The organism is Lysobacter yananisis (assembly GCF_031199375.1).
In the GTDB taxonomy this organism is placed as follows: domain Bacteria; phylum Pseudomonadota; class Gammaproteobacteria; order Xanthomonadales; family Xanthomonadaceae; genus Lysobacter; species Lysobacter yananisis.
Genome location: NZ_CP133568.1, coordinates 3,253,246 through 3,273,843, shown reverse-complemented (window position 1 = coordinate 3,273,843; position 20,598 = coordinate 3,253,246). Strand labels below are relative to the sequence as shown.

At 71.9% G+C, this 20,598-nt stretch carries 21 protein-coding genes and 2 pseudogenes; 17 read left to right on the top strand and 6 right to left on the bottom strand.

What is annotated here, in order from left to right; genetic code table 11:
- Window positions 1-212 precede the first annotated feature (212 nt).
- The 10 genes from hemA (at window position 213) to RDV84_RS13805 (ending at window position 9,939) form a co-directional block, all read left to right on the top strand.
- The gene (gene hemA / locus RDV84_RS13850; protein WP_309150694.1) at window positions 213-1,535 is read left to right on the top strand and encodes a glutamyl-tRNA reductase; all 1,323 of its coding nucleotides are present in this window, start codon (window positions 213-215) and stop codon (window positions 1,533-1,535) included.
- A 67-nt stretch (window positions 1,536-1,602) separates the two neighbouring features.
- Window positions 1,603-2,688: a peptide chain release factor 1 gene (gene prfA / locus RDV84_RS13845; RefSeq protein WP_309150693.1), complete on the top strand. Its 1,086-nt coding sequence runs from the start codon at window positions 1,603-1,605 to the stop codon at window positions 2,686-2,688.
- A gap of 334 nt (window positions 2,689-3,022) precedes the next feature.
- On the top strand, window positions 3,023-3,481 hold the full coding sequence (locus tag RDV84_RS13840; RefSeq protein ID WP_078999560.1) for a GNAT family N-acetyltransferase: 459 nt from the start codon (window positions 3,023-3,025) through the stop codon (window positions 3,479-3,481).
- Entirely contained in the window at window positions 3,478-5,214 is a 1,737-nt protein-coding gene (locus RDV84_RS13835; protein ID WP_425606390.1) for an O-linked N-acetylglucosamine transferase, SPINDLY family protein, read from the top strand. The genes RDV84_RS13840 and RDV84_RS13835 overlap by 4 nt, the downstream gene beginning before the upstream one ends.
- Before the next feature lie 176 nt (window positions 5,215-5,390).
- Window positions 5,391-5,936, top strand: coding sequence for a biliverdin-producing heme oxygenase (locus RDV84_RS13830; protein WP_250449439.1), 546 nt, complete (start codon window positions 5,391-5,393; stop codon window positions 5,934-5,936).
- Window positions 5,933-7,633: a GAF domain-containing protein gene (locus RDV84_RS13825; protein ID WP_309150691.1), complete on the top strand. Its 1,701-nt coding sequence runs from the start codon at window positions 5,933-5,935 to the stop codon at window positions 7,631-7,633. Before RDV84_RS13830 ends, RDV84_RS13825 begins: the two co-directional genes overlap by 4 nt.
- 282 nt (window positions 7,634-7,915) lie before the next feature.
- Window positions 7,916-8,434: a molybdenum cofactor biosynthesis protein B gene (gene moaB, locus RDV84_RS13820; protein WP_309150690.1), complete on the top strand. Its 519-nt coding sequence runs from the start codon at window positions 7,916-7,918 to the stop codon at window positions 8,432-8,434.
- Between the two features lie 5 nt (window positions 8,435-8,439).
- Window positions 8,440-8,832 carry a helix-turn-helix domain-containing protein gene (locus tag RDV84_RS13815; protein ID WP_309150689.1) on the top strand — a complete coding sequence of 131 codons (393 nt, stop codon included), beginning with the start codon at window positions 8,440-8,442 and terminating at the stop codon, window positions 8,830-8,832.
- Entirely contained in the window at window positions 8,829-9,626 is a 798-nt protein-coding gene (ppk2, locus tag RDV84_RS13810; RefSeq protein WP_309150688.1) for a polyphosphate kinase 2, read from the top strand. Before RDV84_RS13815 ends, ppk2 begins: the two co-directional genes overlap by 4 nt.
- A 19-nt stretch (window positions 9,627-9,645) precedes the next feature.
- Window positions 9,646-9,939, top strand: coding sequence for a hypothetical protein (locus RDV84_RS13805; protein WP_057948578.1), 294 nt, complete (start codon window positions 9,646-9,648; stop codon window positions 9,937-9,939).
- A 147-nt stretch (window positions 9,940-10,086) separates the two neighbouring features.
- Here the strand turns inward: RDV84_RS13805 and RDV84_RS13800 are convergent, their stop codons facing one another.
- Window positions 10,087-10,827 (bottom strand): helix-turn-helix domain-containing protein, encoded by a 741-nt coding sequence (locus RDV84_RS13800; RefSeq protein ID WP_057948579.1) that lies wholly within the window; start codon window positions 10,825-10,827, stop codon window positions 10,087-10,089.
- A 203-nt stretch (window positions 10,828-11,030) separates the two neighbouring features.
- On the opposite strand from RDV84_RS13800, the gene RDV84_RS13795 reads away from it, so the two are divergent.
- Both RDV84_RS13795 and RDV84_RS13790 read left to right on the top strand, forming a co-directional pair.
- The gene (locus RDV84_RS13795) at window positions 11,031-11,381 is read left to right on the top strand and encodes a hypothetical protein (protein ID WP_078999573.1); all 351 of its coding nucleotides are present in this window, start codon (window positions 11,031-11,033) and stop codon (window positions 11,379-11,381) included.
- A 148-nt stretch (window positions 11,382-11,529) separates the two neighbouring features.
- The gene (locus RDV84_RS13790; RefSeq protein WP_309150687.1) at window positions 11,530-12,366 is read left to right on the top strand and encodes a DUF2145 domain-containing protein; all 837 of its coding nucleotides are present in this window, start codon (window positions 11,530-11,532) and stop codon (window positions 12,364-12,366) included.
- Between the two features lie 183 nt (window positions 12,367-12,549).
- Here the strand turns inward: RDV84_RS13790 and RDV84_RS13785 are convergent, their stop codons facing one another.
- The 4 genes and pseudogenes from RDV84_RS13785 to RDV84_RS13770 all read right to left on the bottom strand — a co-directional run bounded on the left by RDV84_RS13785 (window position 12,550) and on the right by RDV84_RS13770 (window position 16,103).
- Window positions 12,550-13,629 (bottom strand): hypothetical protein, encoded by a 1,080-nt coding sequence (locus RDV84_RS13785; RefSeq protein WP_057948582.1) that lies wholly within the window; start codon window positions 13,627-13,629, stop codon window positions 12,550-12,552.
- A gap of 232 nt (window positions 13,630-13,861) precedes the next feature.
- Window positions 13,862-14,131 carry an acylphosphatase gene (locus RDV84_RS13780; RefSeq protein ID WP_309150686.1) on the bottom strand — a complete coding sequence of 90 codons (270 nt, stop codon included), beginning with the start codon at window positions 14,129-14,131 and terminating at the stop codon, window positions 13,862-13,864.
- A gap of 98 nt (window positions 14,132-14,229) precedes the next feature.
- Window positions 14,230-14,753, bottom strand: a pseudogene (locus RDV84_RS13775) (TlpA family protein disulfide reductase); the annotation flags it as partial.
- Between the two features lie 78 nt (window positions 14,754-14,831).
- On the bottom strand, window positions 14,832-16,103 hold the full coding sequence (locus RDV84_RS13770; RefSeq protein WP_057948585.1) for a YihY family inner membrane protein: 1,272 nt from the start codon (window positions 16,101-16,103) through the stop codon (window positions 14,832-14,834).
- A 220-nt stretch (window positions 16,104-16,323) separates the two neighbouring features.
- On the opposite strand from RDV84_RS13770, the gene wrbA reads away from it, so the two are divergent.
- The 5 genes and pseudogenes from wrbA (at window position 16,324) to RDV84_RS13750 (ending at window position 19,091) form a co-directional block, all read left to right on the top strand.
- The gene (gene wrbA, locus RDV84_RS13765) at window positions 16,324-16,917 is read left to right on the top strand and encodes an NAD(P)H:quinone oxidoreductase (RefSeq protein WP_309150685.1); all 594 of its coding nucleotides are present in this window, start codon (window positions 16,324-16,326) and stop codon (window positions 16,915-16,917) included.
- Entirely contained in the window at window positions 16,914-17,444 is a 531-nt protein-coding gene (locus RDV84_RS26505; protein ID WP_425606261.1) for a DUF2069 domain-containing protein, read from the top strand. Before wrbA ends, RDV84_RS26505 begins: the two co-directional genes overlap by 4 nt.
- Window positions 17,445-17,451: 7 nt before the next feature.
- Window positions 17,452-17,535, top strand: a pseudogene (locus RDV84_RS26500) (DUF6053 domain-containing protein); the annotation flags it as partial.
- A 121-nt stretch (window positions 17,536-17,656) separates the two neighbouring features.
- Entirely contained in the window at window positions 17,657-18,142 is a 486-nt protein-coding gene (locus RDV84_RS13755) for an asparaginase domain-containing protein (protein WP_057948587.1), read from the top strand.
- Window positions 18,143-18,422: 280 nt separating this feature from the next.
- The gene (locus RDV84_RS13750; RefSeq protein ID WP_139382084.1) at window positions 18,423-19,091 is read left to right on the top strand and encodes a hypothetical protein; all 669 of its coding nucleotides are present in this window, start codon (window positions 18,423-18,425) and stop codon (window positions 19,089-19,091) included.
- A gap of 153 nt (window positions 19,092-19,244) precedes the next feature.
- Here RDV84_RS13750 and RDV84_RS13745 read toward each other — a convergent pair whose 3' ends face one another.
- Window positions 19,245-20,495, bottom strand: a complete 1,251-nt coding sequence (locus RDV84_RS13745; RefSeq protein ID WP_309150684.1) for a M20/M25/M40 family metallo-hydrolase — start codon at window positions 20,493-20,495, stop codon at window positions 19,245-19,247.
- Window positions 20,496-20,598: the final 103 nt, after the last annotated feature.

Here is a 20,598-nt window from a genome sequence, read left to right as displayed (position 1 = left end):
TTCGGCGCTGCCTATCGGACCGATCGAGCAAATCGAATCGTGGGAAGACACGGGGGGACCAGTGGGCCGGTAGAATGGCGGCCTTCAGCAGCCCGCAGCTTATCGCAAGCGCCTGAACCGATGTCCCGCGCACGCCGCCGTCCGATGGAACTTTCCCGCCGCCGCGGGACGGCCGCGCGCGCGTGCGCCCCGGTAGCGCGACGCCCCCGTCCATGAGCCTGTTCGTCCTCGGCCTCAACCACCAGACCGCGCCGGTCAGCCTGCGCGAACGGGTGGCGTTCGCCGGCGACGCGGTGCCGGCGGCGCTGGCGTCGCTGCGCGCGCTGGCGCCGGTGCGCGAGGTGGCGCTGTTGTCGACCTGCAACCGCACCGAGATCTACGCGGTCGCCGAGGACGACGGCCGTGCCCTGGCCGACTGGCTGGCCCGTCATCCCGACGATGCCGGCGACCTGCACGGCTACCTCTACCGCCATCGCGACGCCGAGGCCGTGCGCCATCTGTTCCGGGTCGCCACCGGCCTGGATTCGCTGGTGCTCGGCGAGCCGCAGATCCTCGGCCAGGTCAAGGACGCCTGGGCCGCCGCGCGCGGCGCAGGCACCCTCGGCGGCCAACTCGACCGGCTGTTCCAGCAGGCGTTCTCGACCGCCAAGCGCGCGCGCACCGACACCCGCATCGGCGCCAATCCGGTGTCGGTGGCCTCGGCCGCGGTGCGGCTGGCGCAGGAATCGTTCGCGCGCCTGGAAGATTCCAGCGTGCTGCTGGTCGGCGCCGGCGAGACCGTCGAACTGGCCGCGCGCCACTTGGTCCAGGCCAAGGCGAAGCGCCTGCTGATCGCCAACCGCACCCTCGCCCACGCCCAGGACCTGGCCACCCGCCACGGCGGCGTGGCGCTGCCGCTGAGCGAACTCGAACGCCATCTGGCCGAGGCCGACATCGTGTTGTCGGCCACCGCCAGCCGCGAACCGATCCTGCGCAAGCCGCAGGTCGCCGCGGCGCTGGCCGCGCGCAAGCACCGGCCGATGCTGCTGCTGGACCTGGCCGTGCCGCGCGACATCGCCGCCGACGTGGCCGAGTTGAAGGACGTGTTCCTGTACACCGTGGACGACCTGGAACGCGCGATCGAGGACAACCGCCGCAGCCGCCGCGAGGCGGCGACCGAGGCCGAGGCCATCGTCGAGCTGCAGGTGGCGCGCTTCGTCGAGACCCTGGCGGCGAGCACCCGCACCGCGCCGATCAAGCGCCTGCGCGACCACGGCGAGGCCGCGCGCGAGGAAGTGCTGGCCAAGGCGCAGGCGCAGCTCGCCGCGGGCCAGGACCCCGGCGAAGTGCTCAACTTCCTCGCCCATACCCTGACCAACCGCTTGCTGCACGCGCCGACGATCGCGCTGCGCGAAGCGGCGCTGACCGGCAATCCGGAACTCGCGCGCGCGGCCGACAAACTGTTCCCCGCGGCCGGCGGGATGGGAATCCGGAGCCAGGAACCGGGAACCGGAGACAGCGAAACGGCGCAAGCCGAATCGCTGCGCGATCGTTAGCGACTTCCAGTCGCCGACGTCCGCGTTGTTTCTGTTTCCTATCTCCTGCTCCCTATCTCCTGCCCCAATGACTCCCAGCCTGCGCCGCAAACTCGAAGCCCTGGCCGAGCGCCGCGAAGAGCTCGAACGCCTGCTCGCCGACCCCGGCGTGATCGGCGACAACGAGCGCTTCCGCAAATGCTCGCGCGAGTTCGCCCAGCTCGAACCGGTGGCGCTGGCGCTGGCCGCCGAGGCGCAGGCCAAGGCCGACCTCGCCGCGGCCGAAGCGATGCGCGCCGACCCGGAACTGCGCGAGCTGGCCGAGGAAGAAATCGCCTCCGCGCAGGAACGGCTGCAACGGCTCGACGTCGAGCTGATGGCGCACCTGATCCCCAGGGACCCGCGCGACGACGGCGACCTGTACCTGGAAGTGCGCGCCGGCACCGGCGGCGACGAGGCGGCGATCTTCGCCGGCGACCTGTTCCGGATGTATTCGCGTTACGCCGAACGCCAGGGCTGGAAGGTCGAGGTCGAGTCGACCAATCCCGGCGAGCACGGCGGCTACAAGGAAGTCATTGCCCGGGTCGAAGGCCGCGGCGCGTATTCCAGGCTCAAGTTCGAATCCGGCACCCACCGCGTGCAGCGCGTGCCGGAGACCGAATCGCAGGGCCGCATCCACACCTCGGCCGCGACCGTGGCGATCATCGCGGTGGAGCCGGAAGGCGAGCCGATCGAGATCAACCCGGCCGACCTGAAAATCGACACCTTCCGTTCCTCCGGCGCCGGCGGCCAGCACGTCAACAAGACCGAATCGGCGATCCGCATCACCCACGTCCCCAGCGGCGTGGTGGTCGAGAACCAGACCGAGCGCAGCCAGCACGCCAACCGCGACAAGGCGCTCAAGCGCCTGCAGGCGATGCTCGCCGACGCCGCCGCGGCCAAGGCCGCCGCCGCGCAGGCGCAGGACCGACGCCTGCAGGTCGGCAGCGGCGACCGCAGCCAGCGCATCCGCACCTACAACTTCCCGCAGGGCCGGATCACCGACCACCGGGTCGAGGGGCTGACCTTGTACGACCTGCCGAATGTGATCGCCGGCGACCTGGACGGCCTGATCGGACGCTTGCTGCACGAGCACCAGGCCGACGAACTGGCGCGGCTGTCGGCCAACACGTAATCCCGGCGTCCACCTGTAGGAGCGGCGCGAGCCGCGACCGCGACAACACAACCACATCGAAACCTGCGCAGCAGTCGCGGAGCGGCCACGCCTCATCCGCCGACCGACACTGCGGCGCCCCCCCTGCAGGAGCGGCGCGACCGCGACCGCGACAACGCAAGCATTGCGCAGGCTTCGGCGTAATTGCATTGTCGCGGTCGCGGCTCGCGCCGCTCCTACAGGTAGATCGCGCGCATCGACGGCGCCCGGGCCGCCGCGACCGGCCGTCGCAAGTCATGACGCTGCCCCCGGCCTGCGGCCATAATCGGCCCTTCCCCGCCGCGCCGACGTCCGCATGAGCCTCGCCATCCGCCGCGCCCGTTCCGCCGATCTCGACCTGGTCGCGCCGCTGTTCGACCGCTACCGGCATTTCTATACCCGGCGCGACGACGCCGCGGTCTCGCGCGCCTTCATCGGCGAACGCCTGCAGCGCGGCGATTCGGTGCTGCTGCTGGCCGCGCTCGACGGCGCCGACGGCGCCGGCTTCGTCCAGCTGTATCCGACCTTCTCCTCGGTGCGCGCGGCGCGGGTGTGGGTGCTCAACGATCTGTTCGTCGAGCCGCACGCGCGCCGCCGCGGCGTCGCCCGCGCCCTGCTCGACGCCGCCGCCGCGTTCGCGCGCGCCGACGGCGCCGCGCGCCTGGAACTGGAAACCGACCACGACAACGCCCAGGCCCAGGCGCTGTACGACGCCGCCGGCTGGCGGCGCTTCGACGGCACCCAGCGTTACCAGCTGCCGCTGGCGCAGGCCTGAGCGCCGTGACCGATCCGCGCCCCGCCCTGCGCCAGGCCCTGCGCGCGCGTCCCGACGACGCGATGGGCTGGGTGATGCTGGCCGAGCATGAACTCGACGCCGGCGACGCCGCCTCCGGCGAAGCCGCCGCGCGGCGCGCGCTGGCGCTGCGTCCCGGCCATCCCGAGGCGCTCGCGCGGCTGGGCCGCGCGCACTGGATGCTCGGCCGCCGCGAGGACGCGGTGCAGAGCCTGCGCGCAGCCGCGCGCGCGGCGCCGCAGCATCCCGGCATCGCAGTGTGGCTGGCGCACGCGCTGGAAGACATCGGCGACGCCGAGGGCGCACTCGCCGCCTACGCCCACGCCTATGCACTGGCGCCGCAGGAGCCGCAGCTGGCGTCCTATCTGTTGGCCTGGCGCCGGCGCCTGTGCGATTGGCGCGATCTCGACCGCCTCGCGCGCCAGGTGCGCGACGCGGTGGCGCGCGCGCAGGCCTCGGTGGAGCCGTTCGCGTTCCTCAGCGAAGACGCCAGCGCCGCCGAACAGCGCCGCTGCGCCGCGCTGCGCGCCGCGGTGATCGCGCGCGCGGTGCGGCCGCTGCCGCCGGCGCCCGCGCGCGACGCGCAAGCGCCGGTGCGCGCCGGCTTCCTGTCCAACGGCTTCGGCAACCATCCCACCGGCTTGCTGACGGTGGCCCTGTTCGAAGCGCTGCGCCGCCGCGGCGGCCTGGAGCTGCACCTGTTCGCGCTCAACCGCGACGACGGCAGCGCGATCCGGCGCCGCCTCGGCGCCGCCGCCGACGTCCTGCACGAGGTCGCGCAACAGCCGCACGCCATGGTCGCCGACGCGATCCGCCGCGCCGGCGTCGACGTGCTGTTCGACCTGCGCGGCTGGGGCGGCGGCGGCGCGCCGGAGGTGCTGGCGATGCGGCCGGCGCCGGTGCAGGTCAACTGGCTGGCCTACCCCGGCACCAGCGCGGCGCCGTGGATCGACTACGTGCTGGCCGACCGCTTCGTCCTGCCCGACGCGCTGGCCGCCGATTTCAGCGAGACCGCGGCGTGGCTGCCGCGCTGCTTCCAGCCCTCCGACACCGCCCGCGTCGTCGCCGAACCGCCCGGGCGCGCCGCCTGCGGCCTGCCGGCGCAGGACGTGGTGTTCTGCTGCTTCAACAACAGCTACAAACTCAACCCGCGCAGCGTGGCGCGCGCGCTGGAGGTATTGCGCGGCGTGCCCGGCAGCGTGCTGTGGCTGCTGTCGGGCCCCGGCAACGCCGATGCGCGGCTGCGCGAGTTCGCCGCCGGCCGCGGCCTCGATCCGGCGCGGCTGGTGTTCATGCGCAAGCAGCCGCATCCGGACTATCTGGCGCGCCTGCGCCACGCCGACCTGTTCCTCGACACCGATCCCTACAACGCCCACACCACCGCCTCCGACGCGCTGTGGGCCGGCTGCCCGGTGTTGACCGTGCCCGGCGCGACCTTCGCCGCGCGCGTGGCCGGCAGCCTCAACCACCACCTCGGCCTGGCCCACATGAACGTCGCCGACGACGCCGCCTTCGTCGCCCGCGCGATCGCGCTCGGCAACGACCGCGCCGCGCTGGCGGCGCTGCGCGCGGAGCTGGCGGCGCGGCGCGCGGACAGCGGCGTGTTCGACATGGACGGCTTCGCGGTCGACTTCGCCGCGATGACCCTGGCGATGGCGCGGCGCCAGCGCAAGGGCGAAGCGCCGGCGCCGCTGCAGGGGCCGGCCCGTCCCTAGCTGCGCTTGTTAACGCCGCCTGGACCTCGCGTTCACCTGCGCCGTGCGCAAACGCGGCTAACGTCGCGGCTTGCAACTTAACGATTCAGCGACCGCGCGCGCCGCCGCGCGCGGTCCTGGCACGGAGGAGCGCAATGCGTAGACTGGCCGTCTTTTCGCCGTTCGCAGGACCGTCCTTGGATACGCTGCACCAGCAACTGCGTAGCGCCACCGCCGCCCAGCACCGCGACCTCGACGCCATGCTGGCCGACAGCCTCGACGATCGGCGCGGCTATCTGCGCTACCTGCTCGGCATGCTGTCGCTGGTGGAACTGCTGGCGCCGCCGCCGGCCGCGGTCGACGCGCGCTCGGCCTGGACCGAATGGTTCGATCCGCAACGCCGCGCGCTGTTGCACCAGGACCTGCGCGAGCTGGGCCTGCTGCCGCTGGCGTACCGCCCGGCGGCGCTGCCGGCGTCGTGCTGGATGGGCGCCAACTACGTGCTGGAAGGATCCGCGCTCGGCGCGCGGGTGCTGCTGCGCGCGGCCGAGCGCCTGCGCCTGCGCGATCCGCGCGTGCCGCTCGCGTTCCTGCGCCACCATGCCCGGCCCGGCGACCGCTGGCCGCGCTTTCTCGACGAACTGCAAACGCTCGACGGCGGCTTGCGCGACGACGCCGCGCGCGGCGCGCGGCATGCGTTCGCCCTGGTCGCCGATGCGCTGATCGAAAAGGAGTCCGCGTGACCGATCCGAAGCTGCAGGCCGCCTACGACGCTTGCGCGCGCGAGCCGATCCACCTCAGCGGCGCGATCCAGCCGCACGGCGTCCTGCTGGCGTTCGCGCCGCGCAGCGGCGAGATCGTGGCGGCGTCCGACAATGCCGGCGAACTGTTCGCGACCGACGCGCAGGCGCTGCTCGGCCAGGCCATCGACGAATTGTTCGACTCGCACGCGCTGGAACTGGTCCGGGCCAATGCCGCGGCCTCGCAGCCCGGCGACTTCCCGCGCCTGGCCGGCCTGGTCAACGCCGGCGCCTGGGGCGAACTGCACTATCTGTCGGTGCATGTGCGCGCGCAGCTGATCCACGTCGAACTGGAACCGGCCGCGCGCGACAGCGGCGAACCGCTCGACGCGCACGCGATGATCGCCCGGCTCGAGACCGGCGCGCAGGCCGCGTCCTTCTTCCAGGCCGTCGCCACGCAGGTGCGCGAGCTCACCGGCTACGACCGGGTCATGGTCTACGCGTTCCGCCGCGACCATTCCGGCGAAGTCGTGGCGCAGGCGCTCGGCGGGGAACTCAGCTCCTACCTGGGCCTGCGCTTTCCCGCGTCCGACATCCCGCCGCAGGCGCGCGCGCTGTACCTGGCCAACCGCGTGCGGGTGATCCCCGACGCCGGCTACGCGCCGGTGCCGGTGCATACCGCGGCGCACGCAGCGCCGCTGGACATGAGCTTCGACCTGCTGCGCAGCGTCTCGCCGATCCATCTGGAGTACCTGCGCAACATGGGCGTGCGCGCGTCGATGTCGATCTCGCTGATCGTCGACGGCCGGCTGTGGGGGCTGATCGCCTGCCACCATCCGCAGCCGCGTCCGGTCGGGCCGCGCGAGCGCATCGCCGCCGACGTGTTCGGCCGTTACGTGTCGCTGCTGCTGGGCACCCGCAACCTCAAGCAGATCGGCGCCGCCGAGGCGGCCGCGCGCCTGCATCGCGACCGCCTGGAGCAGGCGCTGGCGCGTTCGCCGTCGCCGTGGGCGACGCTGCGCGAACAGTCCGAGGCGCTGCTCGGCGCGCTCGGCGCCGACGCCGCGGCGCTGGTCTCCGGCGACGGCGCGCTGCTGGCCGGGGCCGACTTCGATCCGGCGGCGCTGGCGCCGGCCCTGGCCTGGGCGCGGACGCACGCGCGCCACGCCCCCGCCGGCACCGCCGAGCGCGCCGACTGGAACGACACCGGGCACGGGCCGGCCGGCCTGTTCGCGACGCCGCTCGACGCCGGCACCGGCGGCTGGCTGCTGCTGTTGCGCAACGAACAGATCGAACACGTGCGCTGGGCCGGCTCGCCGGACGATGCCTACCAGCTCGACGCCGGCCGCCTGACCATCGGCCCGCGCACCAGCTTCGCCGAATGGAACCAGACCGTCAGCGGCACCGCCGAGCCGTGGTCGGAGGAAGACGCCGAGCGCGCCGAACGCGTGCGCCTGCTGCTGTCTCGCCACTTGGACGCCGGCGCGCAGCGCGAGGCCGCGCACGGCGAAGCCGGCGGGCGCCTGGTGCGGCTGGACCTGCACGGCCACCGCCGGCGCCTGGTGCGGCTGGCCAACCTGCTGACGGATGCGGCCGATCACCTGGATGCGTCGCGGCGCGCGCAGCTCGAGGACGCGATCGCGGCGATGGAAGCCGCGCTGGCATCGCCCGCCGACACGGAGCGACGCGCGGCCGGTTGAGCGGATCGGGACGCCGGACCGCGGCCGCGCGGATTGACGCCGGTGCGTGCCTACCGATCCGTACCGACAGACCCGTGCCGACAGATCCGTGCTGATCGACACGCGCCGACCGGCCCGTGCCGACTCAGCCCGATCGGGGCCGATCCGCTCCTGGCCGCCCGATCCGCACCGGTCGCCCGATGCGCGCGGATCCGTGCCCGCGCGCGCAATCGCGTTCGCGGCGCGCGCGCCTTCGCTGCGCCGCAACCCCGGCCGGCCGCGGTTTGCGCTAGTCTCGGCGGCATGACCGCAGAACGCGATTTCATCCCCCTGAACCTGTGCGTGCTGACCGTCTCCGACAGCCGCACCCTCGCCAACGACAGCTCCGGCGACTACCTGATCCAGTCGCTGACCGACGCCGGCCACCGCCTGGTCGAACGCAAGCTGCTGCCGGACGATCGCTACAAGCTGCGCGCGGCGGTGTCGCAGTGGATCGCCGACGACGGCGTCGACGGCATCCTGGTCACCGGCGGCACCGGCTTCACCGGCCGCGATTCCACCCCCGAGGCGCTGCTGCCGCTGCTGGACAAGGAAATGCCGGGCTTCGGCGAACTGTTCCGCGCGATCAGCTTCGACGAGATCGGCACCTCGACCCTGCAGTCGCGCGCCTTCGCCGGGCTGGCCAACGCCACGTTCCTGTTCTGCCTGCCGGGTTCGACCTCGGCCTGCCGCACCGCCTGGGAAAAGATCGTCGGCGCGCAGCTCGACGCGCGCACCCGGCCGTGCAACCTCGCCACTTTGCGTCCCCGCCTCAAGGAGTGATGCGCATGTCGCTGGACACCACCCTGCGCCTGCTGGCCAAGGCCAGCGGCCTCAGCGTGACCGACCTGGCCACCGCAATCCCGCGCGCCGGCGCCAGCACCGTCAGCGCCTGGCTGCGCGGCGAGAAGCTGCCCGGCCGCGACCAGCTCGACGCGCTCGCGCGCGCCTTCGGCGTCCCCGCCGGCGCGTTGCTGGCCGAACTGGCCAGCACCCTCGACCCGGCCCGCACCCAGGGCGAGCACGACCTGCTCGCCGCCTACCGCGCGCTCGACACCCGCCAGCAGGGCGCCCTGCTCGAAGTCGCCGCGAGCATGGCCGGCACCCGCCGCGCCGCGCCGGCGCGCGCGCGCAAGGCCCCGGCGAAGAAGGCTTCCGCCCGCAAGAAGGCCGCCCGATGAGCAAGCTCAAGCGCAAGGACTACGAAGCGCAGCTGGAACCGCTGCAACTGGAACTGGCGGCGATGGGCCGCTGGCTGCAGCACAGCGGCAAGCGGCTGATGGTGATCTTCGAAGGCCGCGACACCGCCGGCAAGGGCGGCGCGATCGGCTCGATCTCGGAGAACCTCAACCCGCGCCAATGCCACATCGCCGCCCTGTCCAAGCCGAGCGAACGCGAAGCCGGGCAATGGTATTTCCAGCGCTACGTGCCGCACCTGCCGGCGGCCGGCGAGATCGTCCTGTTCGACCGCAGCTGGTACAACCGCGCCGGCGTCGAGCAGGTCATGGGCTTCGCCAAGCCCGAGCAGGTCAAGGCCTTCCTCAAGCAGGCGCCGGTGTTCGAGAAGCTGCTGGTCGACGACGGCATCCTGCTGTTCAAGTACTGGCTGTGCTGCGACCAGGCGCAACAGGAAGAGCGTTTCGCCGAGCGCCTCAACGATCCGCTCAAGCGCTGGAAACTCTCGCCGATCGACCTGCAGGCGCGCGCCCATTACGACGACTACACCCGCGCCCGCGAGGCGATGCTCGAAGCCACCCACACCAAGCATGCGCCGTGGACGCTGGTGGACTTCAACGACCAGCGCCAGGGCCGGCTGAGCTTGATCCGCGACCTGCTCTCGCGCCTGCCCGACACCGAGGTGGCGCCGGCCAAGCTCGACTTCCCGCCGCTCAAGGGCAAGCCGGCGAAGGAGAGGTTCGGCGTGCTGAAACCCATCGGCGGCAAGTCGGGCGGCAAGTCGGGCGACAAGGGCTGACCAGCACACGGGAGGCGATATGGACCGCGAACAGGCCGAGCGCACCAGCCTGTTGTTGGCGAGCATGAACGCCACGCTCAACCGACACCTGCTGCAACTGCAGCCGCAGCTGCCGCACGACGAATTCCGCGCCCTGTGCGAGGACATCGGCCGGGTGACCGGCGAACTGCTGAGCGTGACCGCCCCGCTCTACCGGCAGTTCCCGCAGCTCAAGCCCGAAGAGCTCGGCGGGCCGTACCGGATGGAATTCGTCGAAGTCCCCGAGGCGATGTTCGCGCGCAAGGCGATCGCGCCGAGCGCCGAGTTCGGCTGAGCGCGACTATCGGTCGCCCCCTGTAGGAGCGACGCGAGTCGCGACCGCGACAACGCAACTACGCCGAACCTTTCGATGCAGTTGCGTTGTCGCGGTCGCGGCTCGCGCCGCTCCTACAAGAAGCCGGGTCGCGCGTTCGAAAGGACCTCAGCCCTGCGAGCGCCGGTACGGCTGGAACAACTGCAGCAACCACGGCTTCTGCGCCAGCACCAGGCTCACGCCGACCCGCTCCTGCGCGGTCAGCGCGGCATCGCGCGCCAGCAGGGCGTCGAATTCGCGCGCGACCTCGCCCAGCCGCTGCTTGAGCTGGCGGATGCCGGCCGGGCTCAGCGAGCCGCTGAGCAGCAGCAACACGTCCTGCTCGCCGTCGAACGGATCGGCGAAGTAGTCCTGCAGCAGCTTGAGCCGGAAATAGCGCTCCATCGGCCCGTCGGCGCGCCAGCGGAAGTTGCGCGCGGTCAGCGGGCGGCCGCGGTTACCGGGCATCAGTTCGATGATGCCGAGCCGGTCCAGCCGCACCAGCAAGCCGGTCCAGCGCGCGTTGTCGAAGTTGAAGTGGGCCTGCACGTCGGCCTGCTTCCAGCGGTTCAAGGTCAGGAACAAGGCCAGCAGCAGCGCCGGCTCGTCGACCAGGGCCTGCTCCTGGGCTTCGCTGAGCGTGGCCATCGGCGCGCGACCGCGGCCGGCCTCGGCGCTGAGTTCGGCCAGGCCGATGTCGAGCACATCGCAGATCTCTTCCAGCCGCGCCAGGCTCATCGCCCGCCGCGAGAACATGCGCTTGACCGCCGCCTCGCTGAGCTTGAGCCGGCCGGCGAGGTCGCGGTAGGTGAGGTCCTGGGCACGCAGGAAGCGCTTCAGGGCGTCGACGAGTTCGAGTGACAGGGCCATGGGTAGCAAAATACGCTACCTAGCAGGGAAATCCGAGACACCTTGTCGATGATCGTTGCCAGCCCGCGGAACCGTCGGGAAGGTAGCCCGCAGGTCCCGACGAGGTGGCACGAATGCCAAGGAATGCCGAACGCCTGCTCCTCCTCGCCGCGGCCTGCGTCGCCGCCATCGCGCTGCCGGCAGGGAGGCCGGCACGCGCGGCGGTGCAATCCGACGCCGCCAGCCGGCAATCGGCGACCAGCCTGGACGCCTCGGTCGAGGTGCCGGTGGCCGCCGCCCACGCCCTGTCGCAGGGCGCCAAATTTTCCGTCACCGCGATCCAGGCCAGCGGCAACGCCGTCGCGGTGACCGTGTCCGCGGTCGGCGCGGGCACCTCGCTGGTGGTCAAGCTCTCGGCCGAACAGGCACGCGACCTGGGCTTGTCGGTCGGCGCTTCGGTGGCGATCACCGCGGTCGCCGCCGGTTGGCTGATCAGCGACGCCGCCGGCCACGTGTTCTGCTTCGTGCCCGACGAACGCGCGCGCCGGCATGTGCACAGCCGCAAGTTGAGCTGAGGACGGCGCGGCCATGGACAGGCAGGGTTCGCAGCGCGCGCGATCGGAACAACGGGGGTCGCGAAAGCAGTGGTTGGGAAGGCAGTGGTTGCAGGGGCAGACGGTGGGCAAGGACCCGGCGCAGGGATGCGCCGCGCGAACGAGCGCCATGGCATCGACCGCGTTCGGCAGGACGCTGGCGGCGGCGATGTTGGCGGCGATGCTGGGGCTGCTGCCCGCACAGGGACGTGCGGGCACCGGGTGCGGCAGCGAACCGCTGGCGCCGCGCAAGCTCGCCGACGCCGCGCAGACCGCGCTGATCGTGGCCGACGCGCTCGACCGCCGCGACGCGCCGCTGGCGCTGGTGGCGCGGGTCGGCAGCGACCTGTCGGCGCAGGGCCTGGTCTACAGCCACGTCGGCTTCGTCGTGCGCGACCACCCCGCCGGCCGCTGGACCGCGGTGCACCTGCTCAACGAATGCGGCAGCGACCGCTCCAATCTCTACAGCCAGGGCCTGGTCAATTTCTTCGCCGACGACCTGGTCAACCAGGACGCGCGCATCGTCTGGCTCGAACCCGAACTCGCCCAGCGCCTGGCCGAACGGCTGCGCGCGCTGCCAAGCGGCGCGCTGCACCAGCCCCGCTACAACCTGATCGCGCGGCCGGGCAGCGCCGATTACCAGAACTCGACCGCGTGGGTGCTGGAAACCCTCGGCGCCGCGCTGACGCAGGCGCAGGCGCCCAGCCGCAACGCCGCGTTCGCGGCCGCGCAGCGCGACGGCTTCCGCGCCGACCGCGTGCACATCCCCTATTCCAAGCGCGTGCTCGGCGGTCTGTTCAGCGCCAATGTCGCCTTCACCGACCACCCGATCTCGACCCGGCTCGGCGGCGACTATCCGGTGGTGACGGTGCGCTCGATCGTCGAGTACCTCGACCGCAGCGGCCATGTGCAGGCGCAGAGCGAGTGGCGCAACGGCCGCGCGATGCGGACGCCGGGCGCGCTGTAGTCCGCGTCGGCGCGCCCGCGAAACAGGTTCCGCTTTGTGTAGGAGCGGCGCGAGCCGCGACCGCGACAATGCAACCGCGCCGGAGCTTGCGCCGTAGTTGCGTTGTCGCGGTCGCGGCTTGCGCCGCTCCTGCAGGGAGCATCCGGTGTTCGCCGCGGCCCGCCGAGGATGGCGGGCGGGCGCTCAGAACACGAAGTCGATGACGTCGCCGACCTTGTCGGCGGTGGCGCTGATGCCGTCGCCGACCGCGTCGGTGACATCGCGCACCACGCCGCCGCCGGGAATGCCGGCCCAGTCCATGAAGTCGCCGGCCCAGCCGCCCCAGTGGTCGATGGTCTCGTTGGCCAGTTCGCCGCCGCTGTCGAGCAGCACGTCGCCGGCGCGGCCGGGATCGGCGGCGATGTTGAGCAGCATCTGGCCCCAACCCTTGATCAGTTCCGGGCTCACCGCCGAGGTGCCGATGCCGGTGTAGTCCTGGTCGCCGTTGAACTGGCCGTAGATCTCGCGGTGCGCGTTCTGCCAGGCGTTGTGCTGGCCGGCCGACACCGAGGCCAGTTCCTGGATGTCGCCGACCAGCGGCGTGCTGCCCTGGAAGCTCGCGTCCTGGGTCAGGGTGGTGCCGCCGCTGCAGTTGTCGGTGAAGGTGAAGGTCTGGGTGCCGCGCAGGACGTGGCCGTCGAGGGTGTTGATGGTGATGGCGCGGTTGTCCGCATCCAGGCGGATCTCGACCGGCAGCCAGGTCGGCGGCGGGCCGCCGGTTTCGAGCATGTAGCGGCCGCCGTCTTCCAGGTTCTGCGTCGGCGGGCGGATTTCCATGCCGCCGGCGCCGAACACTTCGCCCGGGTTCTGCACGAAGTGGTCGTAGGCTTCCTGCGGCGTGGCGTTGGGAATGTCGCTCTGGTACACGGCGCGGGTGACCTCGCGGCCGACTTCGCCGATCGGCGGGTTCGGCTGCAAGTCCTGCAGGATGTTGCGCACGTCGCCGTCGCCGGGATAGCGCGGGGTGCCGGGCGTGTGTCCGGTCAGGTAGCTGGCGAAGCCGCGGCTGGCCAGGGCGAGCATGAAGTCGCGCTGGCTTTCCTGCTGGTCGTGGCTGCCGCCGACGGCGAGGTCGGGATCGGGGCCCTGCACGCCGATCTCGAAATCGTTGGGGCCGGAGTCGGCCTGGACCGGCTTGAGTTCCGGCGCGCGCGGATCGGCCGGAGGGGGCGTCGGCGTGCAGACGGGGAAGTTGGTCGGGCGGTAGGCGTCGATCGGCAGCACGGGAGAACTCCTTTTCCGCGGGGGCCGGGCCATTGCACTCCCAAGCCGCGCGCGCGCCAATCCGGGGCGTCCCGAGCTAGGGGTTGCCCTAGGCCGCTTCAGGCGTTGGGCAGGAGCGGCGCGAGCCGCGACCGCGACAACGCAACTGCGCCGCCGGTTTCGCCGTGGTTGCGTTGTCGCGGTCGCGGCTCGCGCCGCTCCTACCTAAGCCTGGCGGGTAGTGGCTGGCCCTTCAGCCGCAGACGAAGCCGTCGCCTGCCTCGTTCTCGCCGGCCGGTTCGCGCTCGATGCGGTCGATCCGCGCATTCGGCGGCCCCTGCCGCAACCACTGCGCGAGGCGCTCGATCGCCGCCGCGTCGCCGACCGCGAGCACCTCCACCCGGCCGTCGCGCAGGTTGTTGGCGTAGCCGCGCAAGTCCAGCGCCAACGCCTGTTCGCGGGCGCTCGCGCGGAACCACACGCCTTGCACCTTGCCGGCGACGTAGAAGCGCGCGGCGCTCAAGTGTTGCCGCCGCTCGGACCGCCCTTGCTCGAATCGTCCTTGTTCGAACCGTTCTTGCCTGCGCCGCCCTGGCCCGCCGGCTCGCCCGGCTTCGGTCCACCGGCCTTGGCGATGGCGTCCTCGAGCTTCTTCGCGTCGACCGGGCCGAGGAACTTCTCCACCACCTTGCCGTCCGGCCCGATCAGGTAGGTCATCGGCAGGCCCTTGGGCGTGTCGAAGGACTTCGGCGGATCGGTCACGTCGAGCACCGCGATCGGGTACGACACCGGATGTTGCTTGAGGAAGGCCTGCATGTCGGCCTTGTCGATTTCCTCGTAGGCCAGGCCGATCACTTCGATGTGCTCGCGCATCGCGTCCAGCGCCGACAGCTCGGGCATTTCCTTGATGCACGGCGCGCACCAGGTGGCCCAGAAGTTCACCACCACCCACTTGCCGCGGTGCTCGGCCAGATCGTAGGTCTTGCCGTCGAGAGTGGCGATGCGCAGTTCGGGAACATCGGACGCGGCGTGCGCCTCGGCCGGCTTGTCGGCGGGCGCCGGCGCGGCGGCTTGCGCGGCGATGCGCTCGGCGTCGGCGCGCTTGATCTCGTCGGTCCGGTCGATCGACCGGGGGTCGTCGGACTTCTGGCAGGCGCCGAGCAGGGTCGCGGCGATCGCGACGGCGAGCAGCGGCAGCGCGCGGCGGGTGCGGGCGGTGGAAATCATGGTGCGTCCTCTTCGGCATGAATGCTGGACACGCGCCGTTTCATCAGCGCGCGCAGCGGTACGCGCAGTTCGTCCATCGCCGCCACCGCCGACTGGCCGAGCGAGTCGTCGCGGCAGGGCAGCATTGCCTCGGCGATGGGGATGCGCAGGTTGCAGGCTTCGTACAGTTCGCCCAGCGAGAGTTCGTCGAGATCGCGCGAGAGCAGCCATTCGCCGCTCTCGGCGCGGCTCACCACCTGGATCTCGCCGAGCTGTTCGAGCATCTGCTGGACCAGCGAGTCGGTCAGCATCGGTTCGAGCTGCTGGATGTCGTCGATGTGCAGCCCGCGCCCGCGCTTGCGCGCCTGGGCGAAGCGCGCGAGCAGGCGCAGCAGGCCGTACATCTCGAAGCCCAGCGGCAGGCGCATCGCCGCGGGCTGGTAGCGGAACGCGGCGATGGACGAGGCCAGCGAGGCGCCCAGCAGCACCGCGATCCAGCTCAGGTAGATCCACAGCAGGAAGATCGGCACGAACGCCAGGGTGCCGTAGATCTTGGAATACGAGCCGAAGCTGCCCAGGTACAGGCCGATGCCGCCCTTGATCACCTCGAACAGCACCATCGCCAGGAACGCGCCGGCCACGGCGTGGCGCCACTTCACCGTGCGGTGCGGCACTACGACATAAATCGCCGCGAACGCCAGCCACTCCAGCGCCATCGGTGCGCCGCGTAGCAGCAGGCTTTCCAACCAGCGTCCGGGCTGGGTGGCGAACACGTCCAGGGCGAAAAAGCGCGCCGAGATCGCCAGGCTGGCCGCGGCCAGCAGCGCGCCGAGGGTCAGCACGGTCCAGTAGATCAGGAAGCGGCCGATGCGCGGGCGCGCGGAGTGCACGCGCCAGATCTGGTTGAACGCCGACTCCACCCCGTTGAGGGTGATCAGCAGCGACACCACCAGCGCGATCACGCCGGCGGCGGTGAGCTGGCCGGCGTTGGCCGAGAACTGCTTGAGGTAGGACTCCACCGAGCGCGCCGCCGAAGGCACGAAGTTGGAGAAGATGTAGTCGCTGAGCTTGTCGCTCCATTCGCCGAACATCGGGAACGCCGAGAGCACGCCGAACACCACCATCGACAGCGGCACCAGCGCGAACACCGTGGTGTACGACAACGCGCCGGCGGCCTGGAACAGGTTGTCGTCGAGGAAGCGGCGGGCGAGGAAGCGGAAGAACGTGCCCACGCGCGCGCGGTCGCGCACGCGGTCGCTCCAGCGATAGATCGAATCCAATGGCTCCATCGGGCGCAGGGTAACCGATGGGGCGTTAGGCGGCATGCATAGTCCTCGTTCGGCCCTTCGGGGCGCCTTCTTCAGCAAGCGGGTGAGCGGCCGCGCTTGCGAGCCATCGGCTCGCGCGGCCGCGAACGCCCGGACGCTCTGCGCCCGGGCCGGGGAACGCGCCCGCAAAAGGCCGCGCCGCGCGCATTCCTCTATCCTGTCCAGCGCAAAGGAGACCCCGATGACCGAAGTGTTGGTGCTCTACTACAGCCGCGGCGGTTCCGTCGCCCGCCTCGCCCGCCAGATCGCGCGCGGCATCGGCGAGGTCGAGGGCGTTAGCGCGCGGCTGCGCACGGTGCCGCCGGTGGCCGCGATCACCCAGACCGCGGCGCCGCCGGTGCCCGAGGACGGCGCGCCCTACGTCGAGCCGCGCGACCTGGACGAATGCGCCGGCCTGGTGCTCGGCAGCCCGACCCGCTTCGGCAACATGGCCGCGCCGGTCAAGCACTGGCTCGACGGCCTCGGCGCGCAGTGGGCCAGCGGCGCCCTGGTCGGCAAGCCGGCGGCGGTGTTCACCTCCACCGCCAGCATGCACGGCGGCCAGGAATCGACCCTGCTGAGCATGATGGTGCCGCTGCTGCACCACGGCTGCGTGATCCTCGGCATTCCCTACACCGAGCCGGCGCTGAGCCGCACCCGCGGCGGCGGCACGCCGTACGGCGCCAGCCACGTCGCCGGGGCGCAGGACGATCCCGAACTCAGCGACGACGAGGCCGCGCTGGCGCGCGCGCTGGGGCGCCGGGTCGCGGCGCTGACCGCGAAGGTGAACCGTTGAGCGCGTCGGGCCCCGGTGCCCACGGTCCCGGCCGCGACGCAGCCGGGCCCGACGAAGCAGGCCCCGACAACGCCGGCCCGGGCGAGCGCGCGCCGGCCGCGCGCGTCGCGGACGGCGGCGCCCACGAGCGCAGCGTTATCGATGACGGCACTGCGCAAGGCCACGCCGGGCATGGCGCGACGACCGCGCGGCCGGGCTCGCAATGGGTGCTGCTGGTCTGCCTGCTCGCCCTGGCCGCGCTGTTCGCGCTGTGGTACCTGCTGCCGGGCCGGCACTGGATCGCCGGGCTGACCGTGTTCGTGCTGCCGCCGGCGCTGCTGGCCGCCGGCGTGGCCCTGCGCAGCCGCCTGGCCGGGTACTGGGCTGGGGTGCTGGCGCTGTTCTGGTTCTGCCACGGGGTGATGCTGGCGTGGTCCTCGCCGGGCGAGCGGCTGTACGCCTGGATCGAGGTGGTGCTGGCGCTGGCGGTGATCTTCTCGGCCAACCTGGCCGGGTTGAAGGCGCGGTTGGGGCGCAAGCGCGGGTAAAGCCCTTGTGGGAGGGCCTTCAGGCCCGACGCCCTGCGTTCGGATCGCCGCGCCCTGGCACGAAAGCGTCGGGCCTGAAGTCCCTCCCACAACAGCCGCGGCCCCGTTGCGGCGGCGGCCGGGCCGCGCAACGCCAAGCCCCGGCCGGGAACTCCCCGCCCAGGGGTCCTATAATCGACCCCCCTCCCACCCGACCACGCGACCCACCCGAGATGGACAAGCTCTGCATCGTCACCACCGGCGGCACGATCGACAAGATCTACTTCGACGACAAGTCGGACTACCAGATCGGCGAACCGCAGATCGGCCATATCCTCGAAGAGCTCGGCGTGGGCTTCCGCTACAACGTCATTCCGATCATCCGCAAGGACTCGCTGCACATCAGCGCGCAGGACCGCGAACTGATCCGCGCCACCATCGCCGCCCAGGACGCGCGCCACGTGCTGGTCACCCACGGCACCGACAGCATGGTCGAGACCGCCAAGGTGCTGGCGACCATCGCCGACAAGACCATCGTCCTGACCGGCGCGCTGAATCCGGCGCGGTTCCGCGGCTCGGACGCCGAGTTCAACATCGGCACCGCGGTCGGCGCGGTGCAGTCGCTGCCGCCGGGCGTGTACATCGCGATGAACGGGCGGATCTGGGATCCGGCCAAGGTGCGCAAGAACGTCGAGGCCAATCGCTTCGAAGCCCTCTGATCCGGGCGGCCGGCGCGGCGGGACGATCCCGCCGCGATGCGGGCGCGAGAACGAGGCCCGGTCCGCATGCGGACCGGGCCTCGTCGTTTCGGCGCCCGGCCGCGCCGCGCCGAATCGCCCGCCGGCCGGACGCGGCGTGCGCGCCGGCGCGTCCGCAGCGTGACCGGGTTCGCGAACCCGGTCCGGATTTCGATCCACACCCGATGTGGAAACCGCCCTTGCGCCGCCGCCCGATCGATTAGCATCGGCGCTTCGTCCCGAAAACCAGCGGTGATCCAAGATGCGTCGATCCGTTCCGGCCCTGGCGGCTTCCGCGTTGGCGTTGCTCGTCCTGGCGGCCTGCCAGAAACCCGCCGAGCCGGCCCAGTCCGCGCAGGCGGCGGCCGCCGACACCGGCAAGGCGCCCGCCGCGGGCGCGGCCGCGAGCGACAATCCGCTGGAACCGCCGGAGCGCGCGGTGCGCGGCGACGCGATCGGCTACGACGGCTTCAGCGGCGGCGCCGAGCCCGGCGGCCCGGTCACCGCGCGCTTCGGCGCCGACGCCGCCAGCGTGCGCGGCGCCTGGGGCGGGGAAATGAAGGACAACAACGGCCAGCGCCCGGACGCCCACTGCTTCCTGCTGTACCCGGTGCGCGGCGCGATCACCCACCAGTACGGCTTCCTGATGGGCAAGGACGGCCTGGCCGGCATCGACGTCTACGATCCCAAGGCGCAGGCGCCGGGCGGCGGCCGCATCGGCCTGAGCATCGACGAGATCAACAAGGCATACGCCGGCAAGGTCAAGCAGGTGCCGAACCCGACCTTCGAAGGCGCCGCGTTCCTGGAAGTGGAAGCGCCGCAGGGCAAGGACACCCAGCTGACCTTCGAGACCGACGCGCTCGGCAACGTCACCAACTGGCGCATCGCCCGCAAGGGTGCGATGGCGCACGAGGAAAGCTGCACGCGCTGAGGCCGTTGCGGCCGCAGCCGGCGACATCGCGGGCCTGAAAGCCCCCGCATCGCGGGAGGCCTTCAGGCCCGAAGCTTTTCGAGTCGGAGGACCTTCAGGCCCGATGCTTTCCGACCGGCTCGCGGCGCTCCCGCATGCGGGCCCGCTGCGACATCACATCCCCGAGGTCTTGCCCAGCTCGCCCAGGAACGCCAGCCCGAGCTTGGCGAACGGCACGCTGTTGGCCGCCGAGTTGCCCATGTTGGCCAGGGTGTCGTTGCGGGTGTGGATGTGCGGCGAGTAGCCGCCGGTCGCGGTGCCTCCCTCGAACAGCATCGCCGCCGGATAGCCGGCCGAGGTCCACGACGCGTGGTCGGAGCAGCCGTAGCCGCAACGGTACTCGGCCAAGGTGCCGCCGCCGAGGTAGCGCGAGTACAACTGGCGCACCAGCCCCTGCAGCCCGGCGTTGGAATTGTCGCTGATCAGGCGCAGGTCGGCCGCGCCCGCGGTGCGGTAGTTGGTCATGTCCAGCTGCAGCACGCCGACCACGTTGACGCCGCGGTTGCGGTGATCGACGGCGATGGCGTTGGAGCCGCGCAGGCCGATCTCCTCGGCCGCATAGGCCATGAACTTGACCGTGCGGCGCGGCTTCCAGCCGCTGCCCAGAGCGACCCGCAGCACCTCGGTCAGCGTGGCCACGCCCGAGGCGTCGTCGTCCGCGCCCGGCGCGCTCGCGCTGCTGCCGCCGCTGGCGATCGAATCCATGTGCGCGCCCAGCACCGCCACTTCGTCGGGCAGTTCGTTGCCGCGCACGGTCAGCACCACCGACGGCTGCTGGCCGCAGTTGCTACAGGCCACCTGTTCGACGCTGACGTCCGCGCGGTTGGCGGCGAGGCGCTTCCAGCTGTCGCGGATCCAGTCCGATGCGGCGCGGCCGCTGGCGGTGGCGGCGTGGCGCGTGGTCCAGTTGCCCGACAGGCTGCGGATCGTGGCGCGGATGTCGGCCTCCCTGACCTGCCCCAGCCATGGCGTCACCGTGGCCTGATTGTCGACCGTGTACTCGACCGCCTGCGCCGACACCGCCAATGCGCTGAGATCGTCGCGGACGAACGCCTCGGCCTGCTCGCGACTGTCGAAGGCGAAGAACCCGCCGCAGCGCTTTTCCTTTTCGTGCACGTGCCGCACCAGTTCGGGCAGGCGCCCGGCCGGCACGCGGGAAATCGCCAGCGCTTCGCCGTCGCGGCCCGCGAGCGTGCGCAGGCGGGTCCCGGCGTCGGCGAGCGCGGCGCGATGGGTGCGCTCGGCGGCGACCACGTACACCGGCTTGAGCGGATCGTCGCCGGCGGCGGCCGGACCGGAGGCGATGGCGGGAGCCGCGACGGACGCGGCCAGGGACAGCAGCAATTGCGGAGCGAAGCGGGACACGGCGATCTCCAGGAACGGCGCCTCGCGGCGCGGGACGGGCGGCGCGCGGCGGACGCCGCGGCGGAAACGGCCGATCGCACGCACGCGATCGGCCGTGCCTCCA